This window comes from Rhizobium sp. Root1334 (genome assembly GCF_001426665.1).
GTDB lineage: Bacteria > Pseudomonadota > Alphaproteobacteria > Rhizobiales > Rhizobiaceae > Pararhizobium.
Genome location: NZ_LMEY01000029.1, coordinates 420,695 through 443,288, shown reverse-complemented (window position 1 = coordinate 443,288; position 22,594 = coordinate 420,695). Strand labels below are relative to the sequence as shown.

The window sequence follows — 22,594 nt, the reverse complement described above, 5'->3', positions numbered from 1 at the left end:
TCATTTATCCTGTTTGACCGGATTCGCCTTAACGCAGGCGGGGCCGTAGGGCAACGATGGCGGCGGCGGTTTCCTCGATCGAGCGGCGCGTCACATCGATCATCGGCCAGTTGTTGCGGGCGCAAATCGACCGCGCATATTTCAATTCTTCAGTAATAGAGGCACGGTCGACATAGTCCTCGGCGTGATAACTATGCGTCGCAGTACCCAGGATACGGTTCTGGCGAACCTGTGAAATCCGGTCCGCCGTCGCAATCAAGCCCACCACCAGCGGCTTGGTTGCTTCCATCAACCGGTCCGGCAGCGAGACGCCGGGAACGATCGGGATGTTGGCGGTTTTGATGCCGCGATTCGCGAGATAGATGCTGGTCGGCGTTTTCGATGTCCTGCTGATCCCGACAAGCACGACATCCGCATCATTGAAATCCGCCGGCAATTGGCCGTCGTCATGATCCATGGTGAAATTCAGCGCATCGATGCGGGCAAAATAATCGGCGTCCATCACATGCTGCGCACCGGACCGCCGCCGCGAGGTCGCGCCGAGATAGGATTGGAAGAGATCGATGATCGGCTCCAGAACCGAGACGCAGGGCAGCCCCATCTCCTTGCAGGTCACATTGATAATGTCGGCAAGCTCGCGATCGACGATCGTATAGAGCACGATCCCAGGCGCGCCATCGACCGCTTCCATCACCTGCATCAACTGCTTGCGATTGCGGATCAGCGGATAGACGTGCTCAAGCGCATGCGCCGACTGGAATTGCGAGGCGGCCGCCCTGCCCGCGGCGATCAGCGTTTCGCCGGTCGAATCGGAGATCAGGTGCAGGTGGAAATAGTTTTTCTGGTTCTCCACGCTATTCTCCGAGGGCTGTTGATAAACCGGGACAGCGATAGCTAAGGACCGGCGAGGTTCAAAGGCAAGGGGAAAACCTGCGGGTTATTCACAATCTGGATTCCGGGGAACTGGATTCCTGAAGCATGTGGAGAAGACTCATCACGCTTTGAAGCCGCAACGTTATCCACAAGCCATCCACATTCGTTTGCCGACGCACATGATGAGCGAACCTTATGACTCTTCATCATTTTTTCAAGTTTGTTCCCGCTCCTATCTGTCGCATGGCAAAATCGGCCAAGAGATTCTATTGAACGGGCCAGCATGTGGAAAAGAGTCGGACGGGGTTTAATCCTTGATAGTCACAGACTCTAAGAAATAGAATCCTTAGATATAGATATCTTTTAGAATGGGAGAACGTGTCCGGTGACTGCGCAAAGCCGTAAGGTCCTACAGGTGTTGAAGGGTGAAACACTCTCACCTCCCCCAATCTGGCTGATGCGGCAGGCTGGTCGATATCTTCCCGAATACCGGCAGACACGAGCCAAGGCCGGAAGCTTCCTCGATCTCTGTTATTCGCCCGATATGGCTGTTGAGGTGACGCTGCAGCCAATCCGGCGTTATGCGTTTGACGCAGCCATCCTGTTTTCTGACATCCTCGTCATTCCCGATGCCCTGAAGCGTAATGTTCGCTTCGAAGAAGGGCATGGACCACGTATGGATCCGATCGACGTTTCGGAAATTGCCTCACTCGATGTGAAGCCCGTATCCGCCCATTTGCAGCCGGTCATGGAGACGGTTCGCCGTTTGCGCCGGGAACTACCGGATGAAACGACACTACTCGGCTTCTGTGGCGCGCCCTGGACAGTTGCCACCTACATGATTGCCGGGCACGGAACGCCCGACCAGGCCCCGGCACGGCTTTTTGCCTATCAGAACCCCGAAGCGTTCGATCGGCTGCTGGCGGTGCTTGCTGAGGTCTCTGCGGACTATCTGGTCGAACAGATCGATGCCGGTGCGGATGCAGTTCAAATCTTCGATTCCTGGGCCGGCGTTCTGGGCGAGGAAGAATTCCGCCGCTACGCCGTCAATCCGGTGCGCCGGATGATCGACAGCGTTCGTTCCCGTCGCCCTCAGGCGAAGATCATTGCCTTTGCCAAGGGCGCTGGAATTCTGCTCAAGGATTACCGCCAGGCAACCGGCGCCGATGCCATCGGTCTCGACTGGTCCGTGCCATTGTCGTTTGCCGCCGAGCTGCAGAGGGATGGTCCTGTTCAGGGCAACCTCGATCCGATGCGGGTGGTGGCCGGCGGACAATCGCTGGATGACGGGATCGATGCGATCCTGCAGAAGCTTGGAAATGGGCCGCTGATCTTCAATCTCGGCCACGGTATTACACCACAGGCCAATCCCGACCATGTTTCTCAACTGGTCGCCCGTGTTCGCGGGATGGGCCAATGATCGAGCGTCAGACGGATATCCGGCCAGGGAAAAAAGCGCGTACCCGCGCCTTCATCGCGATCGGCTTGTTCGTCGCGCTTTTGGCCGGGCTGTTCGTCTGGCAACCGGATAATCTCTATCTCTGGATCAAGGCGCTGCACATCATTGCCGTGATGTCCTGGATGGCCGCCCTGCTCTACATGCCGCGGCTGTTTATCTATCACACCGACGCGGCACCAGGCTCGGAACAGTCGGAAACCTTCAAGATGATGGAACAGCGGCTCTTGAAGGTCATCATGAACCCGGCGATGATGATCACCTGGGTGCTTGGCCTCTATCTTGCGTGGAGCGTCTATGGTTTTCAGGGCGGCTGGCTGCATGCCAAACTTCTGCTGGTTATTCTTCTGACCGGGGTCCACGTGATGTTCAGCCGTGCGGTCAGAGCTTTTGCCCGGGATGAAAACACCCGTAGCGCCCGTTATTGGCGGCTGATGAACGAAGCGCCGACAATCCTGATGATCCTCATCGTCATCATGGCAGTGGTGAAACCTTTTTGATCCGGCCGCGTTGTAGAAGGAAACTTCCGGTAATTTTCGTTGCCCCCTTGCGGCGCAACGAGTGAGTCGCTATTTTCCCGCCATCTCCTCTTTCGTGGCATGTGTAAACGTTACGAGCCTGCCCCTTCCGCTGCAGCTCCCCTTACATCAAGCACGCCGACTTTCCTTTCCGAATTCCAAGTGTGGTCCCCTTCATGGCTGAAATGAAGCTTCAAGAACTTAAAAACAAAACTGCAACCGATCTCCTGGCTTTTGCCGAGTCGGTTGAGGTCGAAAACGCCAGTGTCATGCGCAAGCAGGAACTGATGTTTGCGATCCTGAAAATGCTGGCAAGTCAGGACGTCGAAATTATCGGCGAAGGCGTCGTCGAGGTGCTACAGGACGGCTTCGGCTTCCTGCGCTCGGCCAACGCCAACTATCTGCCCGGTCCCGACGATATCTATATCTCACCCTCACAGATCCGCCGCTTCTCGCTGAAGACCGGCGATACGGTCGAAGGCCCGATCCGCGGCCCAAAAGAGGGCGAACGCTATTTCGCACTTCTCAAGGTCAACACGATCAATTTCGAGGATCCTGAAAAGATCCGCCACAAGGTCCATTTCGACAATCTGACGCCGCTCTATCCGAACGAGCGTTTCAAGATGGAACTGGAGGTTCCGACCTCGAAGGACCTGTCCGCCCGCGTCATCGATCTGATTGCGCCGCTCGGCAAGGGCCAGCGTGGCCTGATTGTCGCGCCGCCGCGCACCGGTAAGACTGTTCTCCTTCAGAACATTGCTCATTCGATTACCGCCAATCATCCGGAATGTTATCTGATCGTTCTCCTGATCGATGAGCGGCCGGAAGAAGTCACCGACATGCAGCGCTCGGTGAAGGGCGAAGTCGTTTCCTCGACCTTCGATGAGCCGGCAACACGCCACGTCCAGGTCGCTGAAATGGTCATCGAGAAGGCGAAGCGCCTTGTCGAACACGGTCGTGACGTCGTCATCCTGCTGGATTCGATCACCCGTCTCGGCCGCGCCTACAACACGGTCGTTCCGTCATCGGGCAAGGTCTTGACCGGTGGTGTGGATGCCAACGCGCTGCAGCGCCCGAAGCGCTTCTTCGGTGCCGCCCGTAATATCGAGGAAGGCGGCTCGCTGACGATCATCGCGACGGCCCTGATCGATACCGGTAGCCGCATGGATGAAGTCATCTTCGAAGAATTCAAGGGCACTGGTAACTCCGAAATCGTTCTTGACCGCAAGGTCGCTGACAAGCGTATCTTCCCGTCGATGGATATCCTCAAGTCGGGTACCCGTAAGGAAGACCTGTTGGTACCGCGTCAGGATCTGCAGAAGATCTTCGTTCTGCGCCGTATTCTTGCCCCGATGGGAACGACCGATGCGATCGAGTTCCTGATCGACAAGCTGAAGCAGACCAAGACCAATGGTGATTTCTTCGATTCGATGAACACCTGACCGTCGGTCATATTTTGCACGAAGCCCAGGTTTATCCTGGGCTTTTGTGTTTCTGGCGCAAACTAGATAGCCGGATTCATTGCCCGGATTCCAAATGTGATGAAAAGAAATCACTTATCTGGCGGACCAGCACGCAAGGACTTTAAATTGAACCAGTCGCAGCAGCCACTGTCCGATACGATTTATGCCCTGTCCTCCGGTGCGTTGCCGGCTGGTGTTGCGGTCGTTCGCATCAGTGGACCTCATACGCCGGACGTTCTGACCGCCTTGTGCGGTTCCCTGCCGTTACCGCGCCAGGCTGTGCTCAGATCGATTCGCAATCGAAACGGTGATGTGCTTGATCAGGGCCTCATTTTCCATTTTGCAGCACCAGCCTCCTTTACGGGCGAAGACTGCGCCGAGCTGCAGGTTCACGGCGGCCGCGCGGTGGTCAATGCGATCCTCGCTGAACTTGAGCTGTTTCCGGGCCTGAGGCATGCCGAGGCTGGCGAGTTTTCTCGCCGTGCATTTCACAATGGTAAACTTGATCTCGTCGAAATCGAAGGCCTTGCCGATTTGATTGCTGCCGAAACCGAGATGCAGCGGCGGTTGGCGCAGGAGCATTCCAGTGGCCATCTCTCGATGGTCTATGACGGTTGGGCCCGCCGGTTGACCCATGCCAGGGCGATGATCGAAGCTGAGCTGGATTTCGCTGACGAGGATGACGTACCGGGCTCCGTCGCTGATCGAATCTGGGCGGATATGCGCCTGTTGAAAACCGAGATCGAAGCGCATCTCGACGGGGCTGGTGTTGCGGAGATTATCCGGGACGGTTTGAAGATCGTCATTGCCGGCGAACCGAATGCCGGAAAGTCGAGCCTGCTCAACCACCTCGCGCGCCGCGATGTTGCTATCGTCACTGATATTGCCGGTACGACGCGGGACATTCTTTCGGTGGATTTATCCTTAGCCGGATTCCGTGTTCAGTTATTTGATACGGCTGGCCTGCGAGAGACCGATGATAGAGTAGAGCAGGAAGGTATCCGGCGTGCCTATCTGAGCATTGACCAGGCTGACATTGTTCTCTTGCTGGCAGATACGCCCCATGGCTTTGCCGCTCTGGGCGAGGACCAGCGGACAAAACCGCTTATCCGGATCGGCACGAAGATTGATCGGTCCCCCGATTTATGGGATAAGGCCGATGCCGACGTGCTGATCTCAACTGAGACGGGCGCGGGGATTGACCGGCTTCTAGAACTTCTTGTAGAGCAACTGCCCGATCTCTCCGGCCGGAACGCGTTATCGTTACCGACACGAAAGCGGCACGTAAGTTGCCTCAAACAAACGCTCTCAGCGATCGAGATGAGTTTGGTGCAATCAAATCGCGGACTTGATATTCAGGCAGAATACTTGCGGCAAGCTGGCGATGCTCTCGGGAGAATTACCGGCCGGGTTGATGTCGAGGATCTTCTCGGAGTCATTTTTTCCGAATTCTGCATCGGCAAGTGAGATACAACTGCGCATACAACGTTGGCGAGTCTCAACAAATGTTTCACGTGAAACGATTCGCTTCCGTAACACCGTGATGGAGACGGTTTTTGATGTTCGATTATGATCTTGTGGTTATCGGCGGCGGCCATGCCGGTTGCGAGGCGGCCAGTGCTGCCGCGCGCATGGGAGCCAAAACGGCTTTGGTGACGCATAAGCGGGATACGATTGGAGTTATGTCCTGTAATCCGGCCATTGGTGGTCTGGGTAAAGGTCACCTCGTACGGGAAATTGACGCGATGGACGGCCTCATGGGCCGCGTGGCTGATGCCGCCGGAATACAGTTTCGGTTGTTAAACCGCAGAAAAGGTCCCGCTGTGCGCGGCCCGCGCACCCAGGCGGACCGAAAACTCTATCGCCAGGCCATGCAAGTCGAGATCGCAGCGATCGAAAACCTCCACGTTATCGAAGGCGATGCGTTTGATCTGCAGTTGGATAAAGGCCGCGTTAGTGGAATCGTTCTCGCTGACGGGCGCACCATTTCCTGTGGCGCCGCGGTACTGACCACCGGCACCTTTCTGCGTGGTCTCATCCATATTGGCAATCGCAAGATCCCGGCCGGCCGTGTTGGCGAAGAGCCCTCCACCGGGTTGTCCGGAACGCTTGAACGTTTTGGTTTGCGTTTGGGACGATTGAAGACGGGGACGCCCGCCCGACTCGATGGCAAGACCATCGACTGGCAATCTGTCGGGCGTCAAGGCGCTGATGAGGATCCAGTTCCCTTCTCTTTCATGACGGACGCCATTCGTAACCGTCAGATTGAATGCGGCGTAACGCGGACTACCGACGCAACGCACAAGATCATCTCGGATAACCTGCTCAAGTCGGCAATGTATTCTGGACAGATCGAAGGTGTCGGCCCCCGATATTGCCCGTCGATCGAAGACAAGATTGTCAAGTTCGGCGAACGCGACGGCCATCAGATATTCCTGGAGCCGGAAGGGCTTGATGATGATACCGTCTATCCGAACGGGATTTCAACATCCCTGCCAGAAGATGTGCAACAGGCCTTCATCCAAACAATCCCGGGCCTGGAGCATGTCACCATCATCCAGCCGGGATATGCTATCGAGTACGATCATGTCGATCCGCGCGAGCTGTCGCTATCCTTGGAAGTCCGCAAAATCCCCGGGCTGTTCCTCGCTGGACAGATCAATGGCACGACCGGTTATGAGGAGGCCGGTGCGCAAGGATTGGTCGCCGGTTTGAATGCTGCGCTGCTCTGTGCCGGCAATACACCCTATCTGTTCAGCCGCACCAATTCGTACATTGGTGTGATGATCGACGATCTGACGTCGCGTGGGGTGGCCGAGCCGTACCGGATGTTTACATCGCGTGCCGAGTACCGCCTCTCACTCCGAGCTGACAATGCGGACGTTCGACTGACGCCGGAAGCGATTGCGCTTGGATGTGTTTCGACCGGGCGCACTGCCAAGTTCGCTCAATGGATTGCAGATATCGATCGCAATAGAGAGCTGTTGAAGTCGCTGACGGTGACGCCAACCGAGGGACGCACACATGGACTGAAACTGAATTTGGACGGCCAACGCCGTTCCGCGTTCGAGCTTCTTTCCTATGCCGAACACTCGATACAGTCGCTGAGTACGGTCTGGCCAGAACTGAATTCGATCGATAGTAAGCTGGCCGAGGCGCTTGAGATAGACGCTACCTATGCGGTTTACATGGATCGGCAGGCATCAGATATTGCCAGCGTTCGTAGCGAGGAAAGCCGGGTCATCCCTGAGGACTTTGATTTCCAATCTCTCTCCGGTCTGTCAAACGAACTGAAGCACAAACTGAAGGCAGCGAAACCGCGTAATTTGGCGCAAGCCATGAAAGTGGACGGGATAACCCCGTCTGCCATATCACTGATCCTGGCGCATATGCGCAAGGGTAGTCACAGCCAGACAGAGCATTTCAAACAGGCGATTCAATGATTGCGAGTCCTTCCAGTGAGCTAAACGGATTGCGTGTTTCACGTGAAACGTCGGATAGGCTCGAACATTTTGCCAGTCTTTTCCAAAAATGGGCCAAGTCAATCAATCTTGTGGCGCCATCGACGCTGTCGGATTTGTGGCAACGGCATATTGCCGACAGCGCTCAGATCTATCAATTGTCTCCGGGGCCGAAGCGATGGGTGGATCTTGGCAGCGGTGGCGGGTTTCCTGGCATTATTACTGCCATTTTCCTGGCGGAGCTCGGGGATGGCTGGGTGCATCTCGTCGAAAGCAATAACAAGAAAGCGGCGTTCCTTCGTGTGGCGCTGAATGAAACCGGAGCTCGCGGTTCCGTGCATCCGATTCGGATTGAAGATGCGGTTGCTACTATTCCTCAATGCGATGTGATTTCGGCCCGTGCACTCGCAGATCTCAACCAACTTCTTGAATATTGTGCTCCGTGGATGACTGCAGAGCACAAACCGCCCGCGTTCTTCCATAAAGGCCGGGATTATCAGCAGGAAGTCGACAAAGCCGTTAGCCGCTTCCAGTTTGATCTGGTAAAACATCAAAGCGTCGTCGAGCCTGACTCTGTGGTTCTCGAAATCGCAAATCTTTCGCGGAAAACTCAATAACGGCGGAATGCGGCATGATAGGCGAGAAGAACAGAATTATCACCATTGCTAATCAGAAGGGTGGCGTGGGCAAAACCACGACAGCCATCAATCTTGCAACCGCTTTGGCGGCTATTGGCGAAAAGGTCCTGATCGTTGATCTGGACCCGCAGGGCAATGCCAGCACCGGACTTGGCATTCAACGGCGTGATCGAAAGCTGTCTTCCTATGAGTTGATGATCGGTTCCCACAATGTCGCCGAGATCGTTCAGGATACCGTGGTTCCCAATCTGTCGATCGTTCCATCGACCATGGATCTGCTCGGCATAGAAATGGAAATTTCGGCGGCCAGCGACCGGGTCTTTCGCTTACGCAAGGCACTCGCCTCACCTGAAGCACTCGCTTATTCCTACGTGCTTGTCGATTGCCCGCCATCCTTCAATCTGCTGACGATGAACGCAATGGCGGCTGCACATTCGGTGCTCGTTCCGCTGCAATGCGAGTTCTTTGCCTTGGAAGGGTTGAGCCAGTTGCTGGAGACCGTCGATCAGGTTCGGCGGTCGGTCAATCCTACCCTGGATATCCAGGGTATCGTGCTGACCATGTTCGATTCCCGCAACAATCTGGCGCAGCAGGTCGTTAACGACGTCCGGACCCATCTCGGTGAAAAGGTCTACCATACGTTGATCCCCCGCAATGTGCGGGTTTCCGAGGCGCCTTCCTATGGTAAGCCGGCAATTCTCTACGATCTGAAATGTGCCGGTAGCCAGGCCTACCTTCAGCTGGCATCGGAAGTGATCCAGCGGGAGCGGTTGCGCAAGGCAGCTTGAACCGCAATCGATTCGACATCGTAACGATAAGTGTGAGTACTGACGATGAATGACGACAATTCGAGAAGAAGACTTGGCCGCGGCCTCGCGGCGTTGATCGGCGAAATGGACCAGCCTTTGCAGGCAAGCACCCCTGTTGCCCCGGTCAATGCTGACAGACGTATTCCGATCGAGTTTGTCGCTCGCAATCCGCGTAATCCACGTCGCACCTTTGACGAAGCTGAACTGCAGGATTTGGCAAGCTCCATCCGGCAGCACGGCATCGTCCAGCCTGTCGTCGTTCGCACCATTGCCGATGAACGCTATGAAATCATCGCCGGCGAGCGCCGTTGGCGTGCCGCCCAGCTGGCAGGCTTTACCGATATCCCGGTGATCGTTCGTGATGTCGACGACCGCACCGCCCTGGAAATCGCCATCGTGGAAAATGTCCAGCGATCCGATCTCAACCCGCTTGAAGAAGCGCTTGGTTATGATCAACTGATTGCTGAGCACGGATATACGCAGAACGACCTTGGTGAAATCATCGGCAAAAGCCGCAGCCATGTGGCCAATAGTCTGCGGTTGCTGAAGCTGCCGGAGCCCGTCCGCGATATGCTGTCGTCGGGTACCTTGTCGGCGGGCCACGCACGCGCCCTCATCCCGACGTCCGATCCGGTCACGCTCGCCCGCTCAATCGTCGCCAAGGGCTTGTCGGTGCGTGATACGGAACGGTTGGCGCAGAACGATATCCGCGCCCAGAGCGATCCATCCTATGGCAAGCCTTCCCCCAAGGAGGAAAAGGACGCCGATACGCTGGCGCTTGAGCGTACCCTTTCCGATAGCCTCGGTCTGGACGTGACGGTCAATCACAAGGCTTCCGGTGGACAGTTGCGGATTTCCTACAAGACGCTCGACCAGCTGGAAGAGATCTGCCGCTTGCTCGAACGGCGCTGATATCGATTCGGACTCGAAACAAATAGAGAAAATGTAGGAATATCAGATAGATGAATTCTATCTGCGGGCGGATTGCAACGTGATTGCCAGCAATGTCTGCATCGCGATGCTGTCCTCCAGGCTCTGACGGGTACGGCTCTGGAGAATTGCCGCTTGCAACCTTCCGAGTTCCCGCCGGATTGCCGGAAGCGTCCAGGTTCTCAACGCAGCTTCGATCAGGGGCTTGCGGCGGAAGTGCAGATGGCGGCCGAGTGCCGCCACAACCTGCGTTGGCTGCTGACGCTTGTCGTCCATCTCGGCGCGCATCAGATCCAGCAACTGAAACTGCTTCAAACAGGCCTGAAGTACGAGAAAGATTGCCGTCTTGGACGCGGCTATCTTGCGGATGGCGTGCTGAAGACCGTCGGCGTCGCCCTTGAGAACGGCATCGATGGCGTCATCGACCGAAACGGCGCTGGCATCGCCGACGATTTCCAGCACGTGGTCCTCTTCGATCGAGCCCATGCCGCGGCAATAGAGTGCCAGCTTGCGGATCTCGTTGCGTGAGGCGATACGGTCGCCGCCAAGAGCCTCATTCAGCCGCTCCCGTGCGGCCGGTGATATACGCAGGCCTTCGGCCCCCAGTTCCTGGTCGATAAGCGCATTGACTGCCCGGGCGTCGTCGCTATAGCAGGCGATCGATACGATCGACCGGCTGGTTTCACCGATTTTGCGGACACCTGTTCCCTTTTTGAGATCGCCGGCCTCGATGATGACATAGCTCGCCTGCGGAGGTTCCTTCGACAGCACGGTGAGACTATCAACCAGCATTTTTTCGGTGCCCGAAGCGCGAATCCAGACCAGTTTTTCACCGCCAAAGAGGCCGATCGTGTTGACCTCGTCGAGCAGGCGTCCGGGGCTCTGCTGAAGGTCTGTACCGTCAAGCCTGATCAGGGAAAAGGGATCGTCGAGCGCGACGCCGCTTTTTGCGGCGATCTGCCCGGCGCGCTCGGAGACGAGGCCACGGTCGGGGCCATAGATCAGGTAGATGCGGTTGTCCCGCAGCGGGCGCTGCAGGAACTGCTCGAATTCGTGCGATTTGATTTCGGTCATACCGCCACCTTAGGCCGCTGATAGGTCAGCGGCCGAGTGCCGCTGCGAGATCGGCGCGGATGATCTCGGCCAGTTCTTTGGCAGCCCGCTTTTCGCCATCGCGTCTCGCCCGAACCTTGGCAAATTCCTGGTCCGGAAAGTCGACGAGCGAGACGGCCGTACGGTTACCGGAGCGAACGGTTTCGCCGGTATCGGCACGTGTCAGATTATAGTCGGCGGCGACGACGACGCGGCCAGCACCGGCGGTGTCGGTATTGTCGTCGGTGGTGTCCTGATCATACAAAACGCCCTGGATTTCACTGGTGACGTTCAAAGCCAGTTTGTATTGCGCGTTCTTCGGTTCGCCAGCACCACCCGATGTCAGGAAGATCAACGCATTGCGGACTTCCTGCTCGACACGGTCGTCCGCTTCGGAAATCTCGATCGATGCAAGTGCTTTTGCCGGTTTGCCTTGCGGGCCATCCGAGTAGAGCGGCTTGACCTGGCAACCGGCGAGGACCGCAAGAGTGCCGAAAGCCAGAATCTGCGCGTATCTTTGAGCTTTTTCAGACAACGACATTCACGATCCTCTGCGGCACGACGATGATCTTTTTCGGGTTTTGTCCGTTCAATGCGGTCTTGACCGGCTCGAGCGCCAGAACGGCAGCTTCGATTGCAGTCTGATCTGCATCCCGCGCAATTGTCAAATCGGCGCGCTTCTTGCCATTGATCTGCACAGGCATGGTCACTTCGTTTTCGGCAACCAGCGCGTCGCTGTAGGCCGGCCAGGCCGTCTGGGCGACCAGGCCCGCTCCGCCGATCTCCTGCCAGCATTGCTCGGCGAGATGCGGCATCATCGGAGCGACCAGGCTGATCAGGATCGACACGGCATCCTTGGCGGCCGCTGTGGTCTCTTGATCCGCTGTTCCCGTCGCAACCTGCGTCAGCGGATTGGCAAGGGTATTGACGAGCTCATAGAGCCGCGCCACGGCCTTGTTGAAGGCGAGCTTGTCATAGTCCGCCTGAACGGCTTTCAGCGTCTTGTGGGCGGCCTGCGAGATCGCCAGAGCAGGACCAGTGGAAGCGGGTCTTGCTTCAACGGCTTTCAGTGCGTCCGACGCTTCGGACACCAGCCGCCACAGGCGCTGGACGAAACGGTGGGCGCCTTCGACGCCGGCTTCCGACCAGATCACATCGCGATCGGGGGGCGAGTCGGAAAGTACGAAGAAGCGCGCGGTATCAGCGCCATAGGAAGCAATGATATCGTCTGGATCGACAACGTTCTTCTTCGATTTCGACATTTTCTCGATCGAACCGATGGTAATGGGTTCGCCGGTTTCAATTAGGCTTGCCTGCCGCTTGCCGTCGGTTTCGACGATGATGATTTCGGCCGGCGTCACCCATTCGCGCTGAGCGCCCTGCCCGCGGCTATAGGTTTCGTGCACGACCATGCCCTGGGTGAACAGGCCCTTGAAGGGCTCGTCGAGACCGGCATGCCCCGTGGCCTTCATTGCCCGGGTAAAGAAGCGTGAATAGAGCAGATGCAGGATCGCATGCTCGATGCCGCCGATATACTGGTCGACCGGCAGCCAGTGATCGACTGCTGCCGGATCGGTCGGTTTGCTTTCCCATGGGGCCGTGAAACGGGCAAAATACCAGGAGGAATCGACGAACGTGTCCATCGTGTCGGTTTCGCGGCGTGCGTCCTTGCCGCATTGCGGGCAGGACACGTGACGCCATGTGGGGTGACGGTCGAGCGGATTGCCCGGCTTGTCGAAAGTGACGTCATCAGGCAGCTTGACCGGCAGATCAGCCTTTGGCACGGGGACGACGCCGCAATCGTCGCAATGGATAACCGGGATCGGGCAGCCCCAATAGCGCTGGCGGGAAATGCCCCAGTCGCGCAGGCGGAAATTGACCTTGCGCTCAGCCTGCGGTGCATTGCCGAGCGAGGCCTGCTCCAGGCCCGAGGCCACCTTGTCAAAGGCTTCTTCGATCGTCAGGCCGTCGAGATGGCGTGAATTGATCATCACGCCGTCGCCGACATAGGCTTCATCGCCAATCGTAAAGCTTGCAGCGTCGCCGTCCTTCGGCATCACCACGGCAACAACCGGCAGTCCGTACTTGCGGGCGAAGTCGAGGTCGCGCTGGTCGCCAGACGGGCAGCCGAAGATCGCGCCGGTACCATAGTCCATCAGCACGAAATTGGCGACGTAGACCGGCAGTTCCCAGCTCGGGTCAAGCGGGTGCTTGACGCGGATGCCGGTATCGATGCCCTTTTTCTCAGCCGTTTCCAGCGCTGCCAGCGATGTGCCGGCGCGGCGGGTTTCCTCGCAGAAGGTTTCGATCTCTGCGTTACCGGCCGCCGCCTGGCGCGCCAGCGGATGATCAGCGGCAATGGCCAGGAAGGAGGCGCCAAACAGCGTGTCCGGCCGGGTCGTGTAGACGGCGACTTCGGTCGTGTCTGCTGCACCGGTGCCTGGAACGATTTCCCAGCGGATGGTCAGACCCTCGGAGCGGCCGATCCAGTTCTTCTGCATCAGACGGACCTTTTCCGGCCACTGATCCAGCGTGTCGAGCGAATCGAGCAGGTCCTGGTTGAAATCGGTGATGCGGAAGAACCATTGTGTCAGTTCCCGCTGTTCGACCAAGGCACCGGAGCGCCAGCCGCGTCCATCGATCACCTGTTCATTGGCCAGAACGGTGTTATCGACCGGATCCCAGTTGACCTTCGACTGCTTGCGGTAGACGAGGCCCTTTTCGAGGAAATCCACGAACAGGTGCTGCTGATGCTGGTAATATTCGACGTCGCAGGTGGCGAACTCACGCGACCAGTCAAGCGACAGTCCCATGACCTTCAGCTGCGCCTTCATCGAGGCAATGTTCTGGTAGGTCCAGGCGGCCGGGTGCACGCCGCGTTCCATCGCGGCATTTTCCGCCGGCATGCCGAAAGCATCCCAGCCCATCGGATGCAGGACGTTATAGCCGCGTGCCCGCTTGTAGCGCGCCACGACGTCGCCCATGGCGTAGTTGCGGACATGGCCCATGTGAATCCGGCCCGACGGATACGGGAACATCTCGAGGACGTAATATTTTTCGCGCGGATCGGTGTTGTCCGTGGTGAAGACGTTGTTCTTTTCCCATTCCTGTTGCCAGCGGGGTTCAGAATCGCGCGGATTGTAACGTTCGGTAGCCATATGATCGATGTTCCGGAAATTGGGCGAGGGGAAATCAGTCCCCTGGATATTTGGCGTGACCTTCACCATGAAACAAGCGTAGCGTCAAGTTTTGGAAGGCTTTGAGGCAAAACTTTGAAGCATTTGGCCGACATCCGGTGATTACGGCTTGGCAGTCCTGTTCAGTTTGACTATTGCGCCCCTCAGGCTGAAAGTGATGGAGATGATGGCGATGAACGTGGAAGAACGGTTGAATGATGTCTTGAGCCGGATTCGCGATGCAGAGGATGCCGCTGGTCGTCCGTTTGGAACCGCTGCGCTGGTTGCGGTCTCCAAGACCTTCGATGCCGATGCTATCCGTCCCGTGATTGCAACAGGCCAGCGGACTTTCGGCGAAAACCGCGTCCAGGAAGCGCAGGGGAAGTGGCCGGAGCTGAAGGCGGAAACCGCTGACATCGAGCTTCATCTGATCGGCCCGCTGCAATCCAACAAGGCGGCGGATGCCGTAGCGCTATTCGATGTTATCGAGACCATCGATCGCGAGAAGATCGCTCGTGCCATTGCGGCGGAAATCACACGGCAAGGCAAGCCCGTTCGCCTCTATGTCCAGGTCAATACCGGGCTTGAGCCGCAGAAGGCAGGCATCGCACCGGATGATACCGTGGCTTTCGTCACACTGTGCAGAGAAACGATCGGCATTCCGGTGGAAGGGTTGATGTGCATTCCGCCGGCGGATGAAAATCCCGGCCCGCATTTCGCGCTGCTTGCCAAGCTTGCAGAACGGTGCGGCCTGAAAAAGCTCTCCATGGGTATGTCCGGCGATTTCGATATTGCCGTACAGTTTGGCGCCACCAGCGTTCGTGTCGGCTCGGCGATCTTCGGGACACGCTGAACCGTCAGCTCGTTCTGAAGGTCTAACGCTTTCGTCTGGCTTCTCCCTGCTCCGGCAATCTCCTATGCTTCTCTGCGGAGGCCGGTTCATCCGGTATGGAAGTGGAGGAGACGGCAATGGCGAGCAGCTATTCCGGTGTTTACAGTGCATGGAAACAGGAGCCGGAGGCATTCTGGGCCGAAGCAGCCCGCGAGATTGACTGGTTCCAGCCGTTCGATCGGGTTTTCGATCCCGGTCAGGGCGTTTACGGGCGCTGGTTTCCCGGGGGTGAAACCAATACCTGTTTCAATTGCCTCGATCGCCAGGTAGCAGTGGGGCTCGGCGATCAGAACGCGTTGATTTACGACAGTCCGGTGACCGGCACCGTCGAACACTGGACCTACCGGGCCATGCTTGATGAGGTCGTGGCGCTCGCTTCCGTCTATCGCGATCTGGGGATAGGCAAGGGCGACCGGATCATCATCTACATGCCGATGATCCCGCAGGCCGTGTTCGCCATGCTCGCTTCGGCCCGTATTGGTGCCACTCACTCCGTTGTTTTCGGTGGTTTCGCGGCGAGTGAACTGGCAACCCGCATCACCGATTGCGAGGCAAAGCTGGTCCTATCGGCCAGTTGCGGCATCGAGGCTGGTAAAACGATTGCCTACAAGCCGTTGCTCGATGCGGCGATCGAGATCAGCCGGCACAAGCCGGAGCATTGCCTTGTCTTTCAACGGTCCATGTTGAAGGCCGAGTTGCAAGCGGACCGCGACATAGACTTCGCCGCCGCTGTTACATCAGCCAAACAGCAAGGCGCCGACGTGCCCTGCACGCCGGTTCTGGCCACTGATCCGCTTTATATCCTCTATACGTCGGGAACTACGGGCCAGCCGAAAGGCGTCGTGCGTGACAATGGCGGCCACATGGTCGCGCTTAAATGGTCTATGCAGCATTTCTTCGGTATCAAGCCGGGCGAGGTGTTTTGGGCGGCATCTGATATCGGTTGGGTCGTTGGCCACTGCTACATCGTCTATGGGCCGCTGCTGAACGGCTCGACGGCAATCCTCTATGAAGGAAAACCGGTGGGCACGCCCGATGCTGGCGCCTATTGGCGCGTGATCGAACAGCATCGCGTGACCACGCTGTTTACGGCGCCGACTGCTTTTCGCGCCATCCGCAAGGAGGATCCGCAGGGCGAATTGATCCACCGTTACGACCTGTCGAGTTTTAAGGCCCTCTTTCTGGCGGGCGAACGCGCCGATCCGGATACGGTCGCCTGGGCAGAAGAGAAACTCGGTGTTCCCGTCATCGACAATTGGTGGCAAACGGAAACGGGCTGGCCCGTGGCCGGAAACCCGATCGGGCTCGGTTTGCTGCCGGTGAAGTATGGCTCTGCCGCCGTGCCGCTGCCGGGATATGACGTGCAGGTGCTGGATGACGCCGGTCACCCCGTGGAATCCGGAACGCTGGGCAATGTCGTCATCAAGCTGCCAATGCCGCCGGGTTGCCTGCCGACATTCTGGAACGCCGATCAGCGGTTTCACGACACGTGCCTTGCCGAATTCCCCGGTTACTATCGAACGGCCGACGCCGGCTATATCGATCAGGATGGCTACATCTTCATCATGTCGCGCACCGACGATATCATTAATGTCGCCGGCCATCGCCTCTCCACCGGCGCCATGGAGGAAATCTGCGCCAGCCACGCCGATGTGGCCGAATGCGCGGTCATCGGCATTGCCGATCCGATCAAGGGTCAGGTGCCCGCCGGTTTCCTGGTCATCAATGCCAATGTTTCCCGTGAAACAGCCGATATCGAGAGGGAGGTCGTTGGTCTTGTTCGTGAGCGCATCGGCCCTGTGGCAGCCTTCAAGATGGCGATCTGCGTCAAGCGTCTGCCCAAGACGCGTTCGGGCAAGATCTTGCGCGGCACGATGCAGAAGATTGCCGATCACGAAGACTGGAAGATGCCGGCGACCATCGACGATCCGGCCGTGCTCGACGAAATCGCCGCGGTGCTGCAGACGCGCGGTATCGGTCTCTAGCAACAGGCAACGACCATTAGCCGGAGTCCGGGATGATGGTCAGAGCCTCGATCGGAGAGAGGTGAGGCTCCGCTGGCCAGTGGGCTCCAAAACTCTGCTTCCACATGGATGCCGGACACCCGATCGCCATCGGCGATCGGGTGCATCTCTGTTGCCATTATTTGCCGGGTACGCCCTTTGACCATTCAGCCCAATCAGTGATGACGGCATTCGCAAATGTCGAGCCGACACGGTAGGCATTGGCGGTGGAGGGAAGAAAGCCGCCGGACTCTGCCGATAGGGATTCGACAGCTGTCTGTCCCGGTGCCTCGCGGTCGAAATTGGAGGCGGTGCGTAAAAGGGCGATCCGGTTGAAATCGACAAGTCCGGCGTCAGCGCCTCGGCGCAGTGCCGTCAGTGACGCGTTGTCTTCCATCTGGGTGGTGCAATAGTTCGCCTTGCCGTCGGTCACCAAGGACGCCCATTCCTGCATGCCCTCGGCAATCTTCGAGCCATGCCAGTAGGTGTCGATGGAGACCGTGTCGCAGATCGCGACGATCGGGGCGCTGCTGCCCGGGCCTGCCGGGTAGGTGGCGCGGTAGGCTTTTGCCTTGTCGCCGTCGGCGAGTTCGATCGTCTTTGTCAACGCAAACGCTTTTTCGAGCAATGCTTCGTCGAGCTTGTAGACTTCGGTTCCCGAACCCCATTTGGGTTTCTCGCCCGGATGTTTGGCGCCCAGCGCGACCATGCCGTTTGGCCAGTCGGCGGGAATTTGGCGCGGGTCGATATCGTGCCGCAAGCCGCCATCGATGGCATAGCGAGCCCAGAGTGCGGAGCCGAGTGTTGCGTCGTTCGGATCGACGCCAGCAATGCCGGCGATCAGGATGTAGGTCTGCTTGAGGTCGAAAAGACCGCTGTAGACCACGGCGGATACGGAACTTGCGGCATTGGCGAAGCCCATGGCGGTCGTCATGACGCACAGGCCCTCGGCGTCGCAGGCGACATCCGGATATTCCTTCGAAAGGCCCGGAACCTTTATCTTCGTCTCAAGCTTGCGCGCTTCGATCCAGGGTTTGGCTTCTTCGCCGAACATGGTGACGACGAGAACTTTTGGCGCAACGGCATCTGCGGCGGAAGCGATCGTGGCCGTGGAAAGAACAGCCGAGGCTGCAGCCGCGATCGGCGCGAGGACGGAAAGGAGACGAGGCATGCGGGATCCTGGATTTGGCGTGAAGGGAAACGATTTGCCCCAAGGCGGGGCAGACCGATACTGAGAGCGAAGCAAGATTCGTGCCCGCTATCCTTCCCCATCGCTGGAATGATCGCAAGCCCGGGTATGTGGCCAGTTGAGCCGCTCCGGCGATTGTTGCCGGATCTATTTGAGCCTTCCCAAGGCAGATTGCCGTTTTAACCGTCAGTACATGCCGCAGAAAACAAAAAACCCGGATCAGCCGATCCGGGTTTTGTTGTTGGAAACTATATTCTCCAATCAGAAGGCGTCGTCTTCGTCTTCGTCCTTGCGATCGGACTTGAGGGCCTTGAGCTTGGAGAAGACGGCGTCGGCGTCGATTTCCTTTTCCTCTTCGCGATCGTAGGAGAACGGCAGCTTTTCCGTTTCCTTCGAGGCTTCCAGAGTGGCGCCAAGTTCGGCTGCGGTTGGCAAAGGACGGCCTTTGTTGGCGCGTTCAACTTCCAGGTCGAGGTCGATCTGCGTGCAGAGACCAAGCGTAACCGGGTCCATGGCTGTCAGGTTGGTCGAATTCCAGTGGGTGCGCTCGCGGATCTGCTCGATCGTCGATTTGGTGGTGCCGACGAGACGCGAGATCTGGGCATCCTTCAGTTCAGAATGGTTGCGTACCAGCCACAGAATGGCGTTCGGGCGGTCCTGGCGTTTGGAAACCGGGGTGTAGCGCGGGCCCTTGCGCTTGCTGTCCGGGACGCGAACCTTCGGTTCGGAAATCTTCAGCTTGTGGTTCGGATTGGCTTCGGCGCGGGCGATCTCGTCGCGCGACAGCTGACCGGTGGCGATCGGATCGAGGCCCTTGATGCCCTGCGCGGATTCGCCGTCGGCAATTGCCTTGACTTCCAGCGGGTGCAGCTTGCAGAACGTGGCGATCTGTTCGAACGACAGGGCAGTGTTGTCAACAAGCCATACGGCCGTCGCTTTGGGCATAAGCAGTTGTTGAGCCATGGATATAGTCCTTCTGTCCGTCCGCGCCGGTGTCGCGGGCCGTGGGGGTGTAACCACTTAATTTCCGGGAAATTAGCGCCTCTATACCCTCGTCCTCTCAGAAATGCAATTCTTCTTGAAGAAATGACCTTTTGTCTAATGGACGCCGTGCCTTGACCTGATATGTATGGCGCCCGAAGCGGGCGAGCGCGAGGAGATGCGCCGCCTGAAACTGCCTGTGCAGGGAGGAAATCATCATGTCTGCCAAAACCTATCCGATCCTGGAATCCGCCCGCAAGCGCGCGCTTATCGACGATGCGACCTATCAGGCGTGGTACCAGCAAAGTGTCACAAACCCTGAAGCTTTCTGGGGCGAGCATGGCAAGCGCATTGACTGGTTCAAGCCCTACACGACGGTCAAGAACACGTCGTTCGACGGTGATGTGTCGATCAAGTGGTTCGAGGATGGCGTCACCAACGTCTCCTACAACTGCATCGACCGACACCTGGAAAAGCGCGGCGATCAGGTGGCGATCATCTGGGAAGGCGATAATCCGTATGACGACAAGAAGATCACCTATCGCGAGCTGCATGAGCACGTCTGCCGCCTCGCCAATGTGCTGAAGGCAAACGGCGTCAAACAAGGCGACCGCGTCACCATCTACATGCCGATGATCCCGGAAGCCGCCTATGCGATGCTCGCCTGCACGCGCATCGGTGCGGTGCATTCGATCGTTTTCGGCGGTTTTTCGCCGGATGCCCTGGCCGGCCGTATCGTCGATTGCGAATCCACGGTCGTCATCACTGCCGATGAGGGCCTGCGCGGCGGCAAGCCGATCCCGCTGAAAGCCAATACCGACCAGGCTATCGAGATCGCTTCGCGCGGCGGCGTCGAGGTCACGTCGGTGATCGTCGTTCGCCGCACAGCCGGCAAGATCGCTTGGTTCTCCGAGCGTGATATCTGGTACCATCAGGCCGTCGCCAACGTCGAAGCGATTTGTCCGCCGGCACCGATGAATGCCGAAGATCCGCTGTTCATCCTCTACACGTCCGGTTCGACTGGAAAGCCGAAGGGCGTCTTGCACACGACCGGCGGTTATCTCGTCTATGCGTCGATGACGCATCAATATGTTTTCGATTATCACGAAGGCGACATCTACTGGTGCACCGCCGATGTCGGCTGGGTCACCGGCCATTCCTATATCGTCTACGGTCCGCTGGCCAATGGCGCCACGACGCTGATGTTCGAGGGCGTCCCGACCTATCCGGACGCCGGCCGTCTCTGGGACGTGGTCGACAAGCATCAGGTCAACATCTTCTACACCGCACCGACCGCCATACGGGCACTGATGGGTCAAGGCGACGCTTTCGTCACCCGCTCGAAGCGCAAATCCCTGCGCACGCTCGGCTCGGTCGGCGAGCCGATCAATCCTGAAGCGTGGGAATGGTACTATCACGTGGTTGGCGACGGCCGATGCCCGGTGGTCGATACCTGGTGGCAGACAGAGACCGGCGGGATCCTGATTACCCCCCTGCCCGGCGCGACTGCCCTGAAACCGGGCTCCGCCACCCGCCCCTTCTTCGGCGTGCAGCCGCAGCTGGTCGATGGCGAAGGCAAGGTGATCGAGGGAGCGGCCGATGGCAATCTCTGCATCACCGACAGCTGGCCGGGCCAGATGCGCACCGTCTATGGTGATCACGAGCGCTTCATCCAGACGTATTTTGCCACCTACAAGGGCAAGTATTTCACCGGTGACGGCTGCCGCCGCGATGATGATGGCTATTACTGGATCACCGGCCGCGTTGATGACGTGTTGAACGTCTCCGGCCATCGCATGGGCACGGCGGAAGTCGAATCAGCGCTTGTCAGCCATGATTCGGTCTCGGAAGCCGCCGTTGTTGGCTATCCACACGACATCAAGGGCCAGGGCATCTATTGCTACGTGACGCTGATGGTCGGCGAAACCGGTTCGGACGATCTGCGCAAGGCGCTGGTCACCCATGTCCGCAAGGAAATCGGCGCCATTGCTTCGCCGGATAAGATCCAGTTCGCCCCCGGCCTGCCAAAAACCCGCTCCGGCAAGATCATGCGCCGTATTCTGCGCAAGATCGCCGAAGACGATTTTGGCTCGCTCGGTGATACCTCGACGCTCGCCGATCCGGCGGTTGTCGATGACCTGATCACCAACCGTCAAAACAAGAAATAGAGCGCTGAAAGGTCAGCATGTTCCCTCTTCTCCCCATAGGGAGAAGGTGGCGCGAAGCCGGATGAGGGACCAAGCGCTCGTAATGTGCCGTGCCCCCCATCGCCTCGCACCCGTTCGGCACTTCTCCCCGCTGGGGAGAAGTGGATAACCCCGCTGATTCACCAAAACGACGTACAGGCCTTTGATTTTCGTCCGCCATCATAAGGCGAGACATAACCGCCAGCAGCATTTCCTGAGCCGGATTCCGCCCATCCGAAAGGCTGACATCGGCGACGACCCGGCCAAAATACTTGTCGCCGGAAATATGCGTCAACTGGATTTCGCCCTGTTCGCTGGTCAGGCTTGCAAGCGCTGACCGCGCCTGCCGTCCGGCATCGCGCGTGGCTGCGCAGGCCGATTTAAGCTCCGGCGCATCAATGCCGCGCAGCCGGACATAGACTTCCATGGTCTGTTGCGGCCAGGGTTTCGCCGCCACCAGAATTGTGTCGCCATCGATGACACGGATGACGTCTGCAGTCACCGGCCCGGCGATTTCGATTCGTTTGCCGGATTCAGAGGCATGCGAAGAGCCGACCAGGGAAATGGTTGCCAGAGTGGCGACGGAAAACGGGATCGAGCGAAACATCATGAATAGGAAAATATACCGTTCATGACGGCAGATCAACAGGAATTATTTCCTTAGAAATCGATTGCCCGGCCGTTGATCTCCCAGTCACCAAAGCGCGATGGCTCCGCGCCGCCACGCCCGCCCAGTTCTTCCGGCAGTTCGACCGGCTTTTGCGCCTTGCGGCGTTCGTCAGCTTCGGCCAGCGCGCGCTTTGCTGCGGGCGAAAGGGGTTTGCGCGGCTCCAGTGCCGAATTGTCGTTGTCGTTTTGCATGCGAATTTCCGCGAAAAAGTTGAAGAATGCGCCTAATGTCCCCATCATATAGGAAACCTTTGTTCA

Annotated in this window: 19 protein-coding genes; 11 read left to right on the top strand and 8 right to left on the bottom strand. The window is 58.1% G+C overall.

Annotated elements, in window-relative coordinates; all coding sequences use genetic code 11:
- Positions 1-28: 28 nt before the first annotated feature.
- Positions 29-853, bottom strand: a complete 825-nt coding sequence (locus ASD36_RS26905; RefSeq protein ID WP_060502508.1) for a pyruvate, water dikinase regulatory protein — start codon at positions 851-853, stop codon at positions 29-31.
- A 405-nt stretch (positions 854-1,258) separates the two neighbouring features.
- Here ASD36_RS26905 and hemE point away from each other — a divergent pair, with 405 nt between their 5' ends.
- The 8 genes from hemE to ASD36_RS26865 all read left to right on the top strand — a co-directional run bounded on the left by hemE (position 1,259) and on the right by ASD36_RS26865 (position 10,130).
- Positions 1,259-2,293: a uroporphyrinogen decarboxylase gene (hemE, locus tag ASD36_RS26900; protein WP_060502509.1), complete on the top strand. Its 1,035-nt coding sequence runs from the start codon at positions 1,259-1,261 to the stop codon at positions 2,291-2,293.
- A complete protein-coding gene (gene hemJ, locus ASD36_RS26895; RefSeq protein WP_112834680.1) occupies positions 2,290-2,829 on the top strand; it encodes a protoporphyrinogen oxidase HemJ in 540 nt (179 codons plus the stop codon). Before hemE ends, hemJ begins: the two co-directional genes overlap by 4 nt.
- Positions 2,830-3,023: 194 nt before the next feature.
- Positions 3,024-4,289: a transcription termination factor Rho gene (gene rho, locus ASD36_RS26890; RefSeq protein WP_099050890.1), complete on the top strand. Its 1,266-nt coding sequence runs from the start codon at positions 3,024-3,026 to the stop codon at positions 4,287-4,289.
- A 99-nt stretch (positions 4,290-4,388) separates the two neighbouring features.
- The gene (mnmE, locus tag ASD36_RS26885) at positions 4,389-5,777 is read left to right on the top strand and encodes a tRNA uridine-5-carboxymethylaminomethyl(34) synthesis GTPase MnmE (RefSeq protein WP_082562853.1); all 1,389 of its coding nucleotides are present in this window, start codon (positions 4,389-4,391) and stop codon (positions 5,775-5,777) included.
- 92 nt (positions 5,778-5,869) lie between these two features.
- Positions 5,870-7,753, top strand: a complete 1,884-nt coding sequence (gene mnmG / locus ASD36_RS26880; RefSeq protein WP_060502511.1) for a tRNA uridine-5-carboxymethylaminomethyl(34) synthesis enzyme MnmG — start codon at positions 5,870-5,872, stop codon at positions 7,751-7,753.
- Complete coding sequence (gene rsmG, locus ASD36_RS26875) at positions 7,750-8,388, top strand: 16S rRNA (guanine(527)-N(7))-methyltransferase RsmG (protein ID WP_060502512.1); 639 nt, start codon at positions 7,750-7,752, stop codon at positions 8,386-8,388. Before mnmG ends, rsmG begins: the two co-directional genes overlap by 4 nt.
- Positions 8,389-8,402: 14 nt before the next feature.
- Entirely contained in the window at positions 8,403-9,197 is a 795-nt protein-coding gene (locus tag ASD36_RS26870) for a ParA family protein (protein ID WP_060502513.1), read from the top strand.
- A 45-nt stretch (positions 9,198-9,242) separates the two neighbouring features.
- Positions 9,243-10,130, top strand: a complete 888-nt coding sequence (locus ASD36_RS26865) for a ParB/RepB/Spo0J family partition protein (RefSeq protein ID WP_060502514.1) — start codon at positions 9,243-9,245, stop codon at positions 10,128-10,130.
- A 57-nt stretch (positions 10,131-10,187) separates the two neighbouring features.
- Here ASD36_RS26865 and holA read toward each other — a convergent pair whose 3' ends face one another.
- From holA to leuS, 3 genes are read right to left on the bottom strand one after another with little or no spacing between them, the layout of a single operon-like run.
- On the bottom strand, positions 10,188-11,222 hold the full coding sequence (gene holA, locus ASD36_RS26860; RefSeq protein WP_060502515.1) for a DNA polymerase III subunit delta: 1,035 nt from the start codon (positions 11,220-11,222) through the stop codon (positions 10,188-10,190).
- 25 nt (positions 11,223-11,247) lie between these two features.
- Positions 11,248-11,781, bottom strand: coding sequence for an LPS assembly lipoprotein LptE (lptE, locus tag ASD36_RS26855; RefSeq protein WP_060502516.1), 534 nt, complete (start codon positions 11,779-11,781; stop codon positions 11,248-11,250).
- On the bottom strand, positions 11,768-14,398 hold the full coding sequence (gene leuS, locus ASD36_RS26850; RefSeq protein ID WP_060502836.1) for a leucine--tRNA ligase: 2,631 nt from the start codon (positions 14,396-14,398) through the stop codon (positions 11,768-11,770). The genes lptE and leuS overlap by 14 nt, the downstream gene beginning before the upstream one ends.
- A gap of 211 nt (positions 14,399-14,609) precedes the next feature.
- Here leuS and ASD36_RS26845 point away from each other — a divergent pair, with 211 nt between their 5' ends.
- Together ASD36_RS26845 and ASD36_RS26840 are read left to right on the top strand one after the other, a co-directional pair.
- Positions 14,610-15,269: a YggS family pyridoxal phosphate-dependent enzyme gene (locus ASD36_RS26845; RefSeq protein WP_060502837.1), complete on the top strand. Its 660-nt coding sequence runs from the start codon at positions 14,610-14,612 to the stop codon at positions 15,267-15,269.
- A gap of 116 nt (positions 15,270-15,385) precedes the next feature.
- Positions 15,386-17,293, top strand: a complete 1,908-nt coding sequence (locus tag ASD36_RS26840) for a propionyl-CoA synthetase (RefSeq protein ID WP_060502517.1) — start codon at positions 15,386-15,388, stop codon at positions 17,291-17,293.
- 157 nt (positions 17,294-17,450) lie between these two features.
- Here the strand turns inward: ASD36_RS26840 and ASD36_RS26835 are convergent, their stop codons facing one another.
- Complete coding sequence (locus tag ASD36_RS26835; protein ID WP_060502518.1) at positions 17,451-18,482, bottom strand: purine nucleoside permease; 1,032 nt, start codon at positions 18,480-18,482, stop codon at positions 17,451-17,453.
- A gap of 279 nt (positions 18,483-18,761) precedes the next feature.
- Complete coding sequence (locus tag ASD36_RS26830) at positions 18,762-19,463, bottom strand: DUF1013 domain-containing protein (RefSeq protein WP_060502519.1); 702 nt, start codon at positions 19,461-19,463, stop codon at positions 18,762-18,764.
- A gap of 236 nt (positions 19,464-19,699) precedes the next feature.
- On the opposite strand from ASD36_RS26830, the gene acs reads away from it, so the two are divergent.
- The gene (gene acs / locus ASD36_RS26825) at positions 19,700-21,649 is read left to right on the top strand and encodes an acetate--CoA ligase (protein WP_060502520.1); all 1,950 of its coding nucleotides are present in this window, start codon (positions 19,700-19,702) and stop codon (positions 21,647-21,649) included.
- Here the strand turns inward: acs and ASD36_RS26820 are convergent.
- Complete coding sequence (locus ASD36_RS26820) at positions 21,624-22,313, bottom strand: thermonuclease family protein (RefSeq protein ID WP_244481943.1); 690 nt, start codon at positions 22,311-22,313, stop codon at positions 21,624-21,626. The genes acs and ASD36_RS26820 overlap by 26 nt on opposite strands.
- 14 nt (positions 22,314-22,327) lie before the next feature.
- Positions 22,328-22,528: a DUF1674 domain-containing protein gene (locus ASD36_RS26815; RefSeq protein WP_112834679.1), complete on the bottom strand. Its 201-nt coding sequence runs from the start codon at positions 22,526-22,528 to the stop codon at positions 22,328-22,330.
- Positions 22,529-22,594 lie beyond the last annotated feature (66 nt).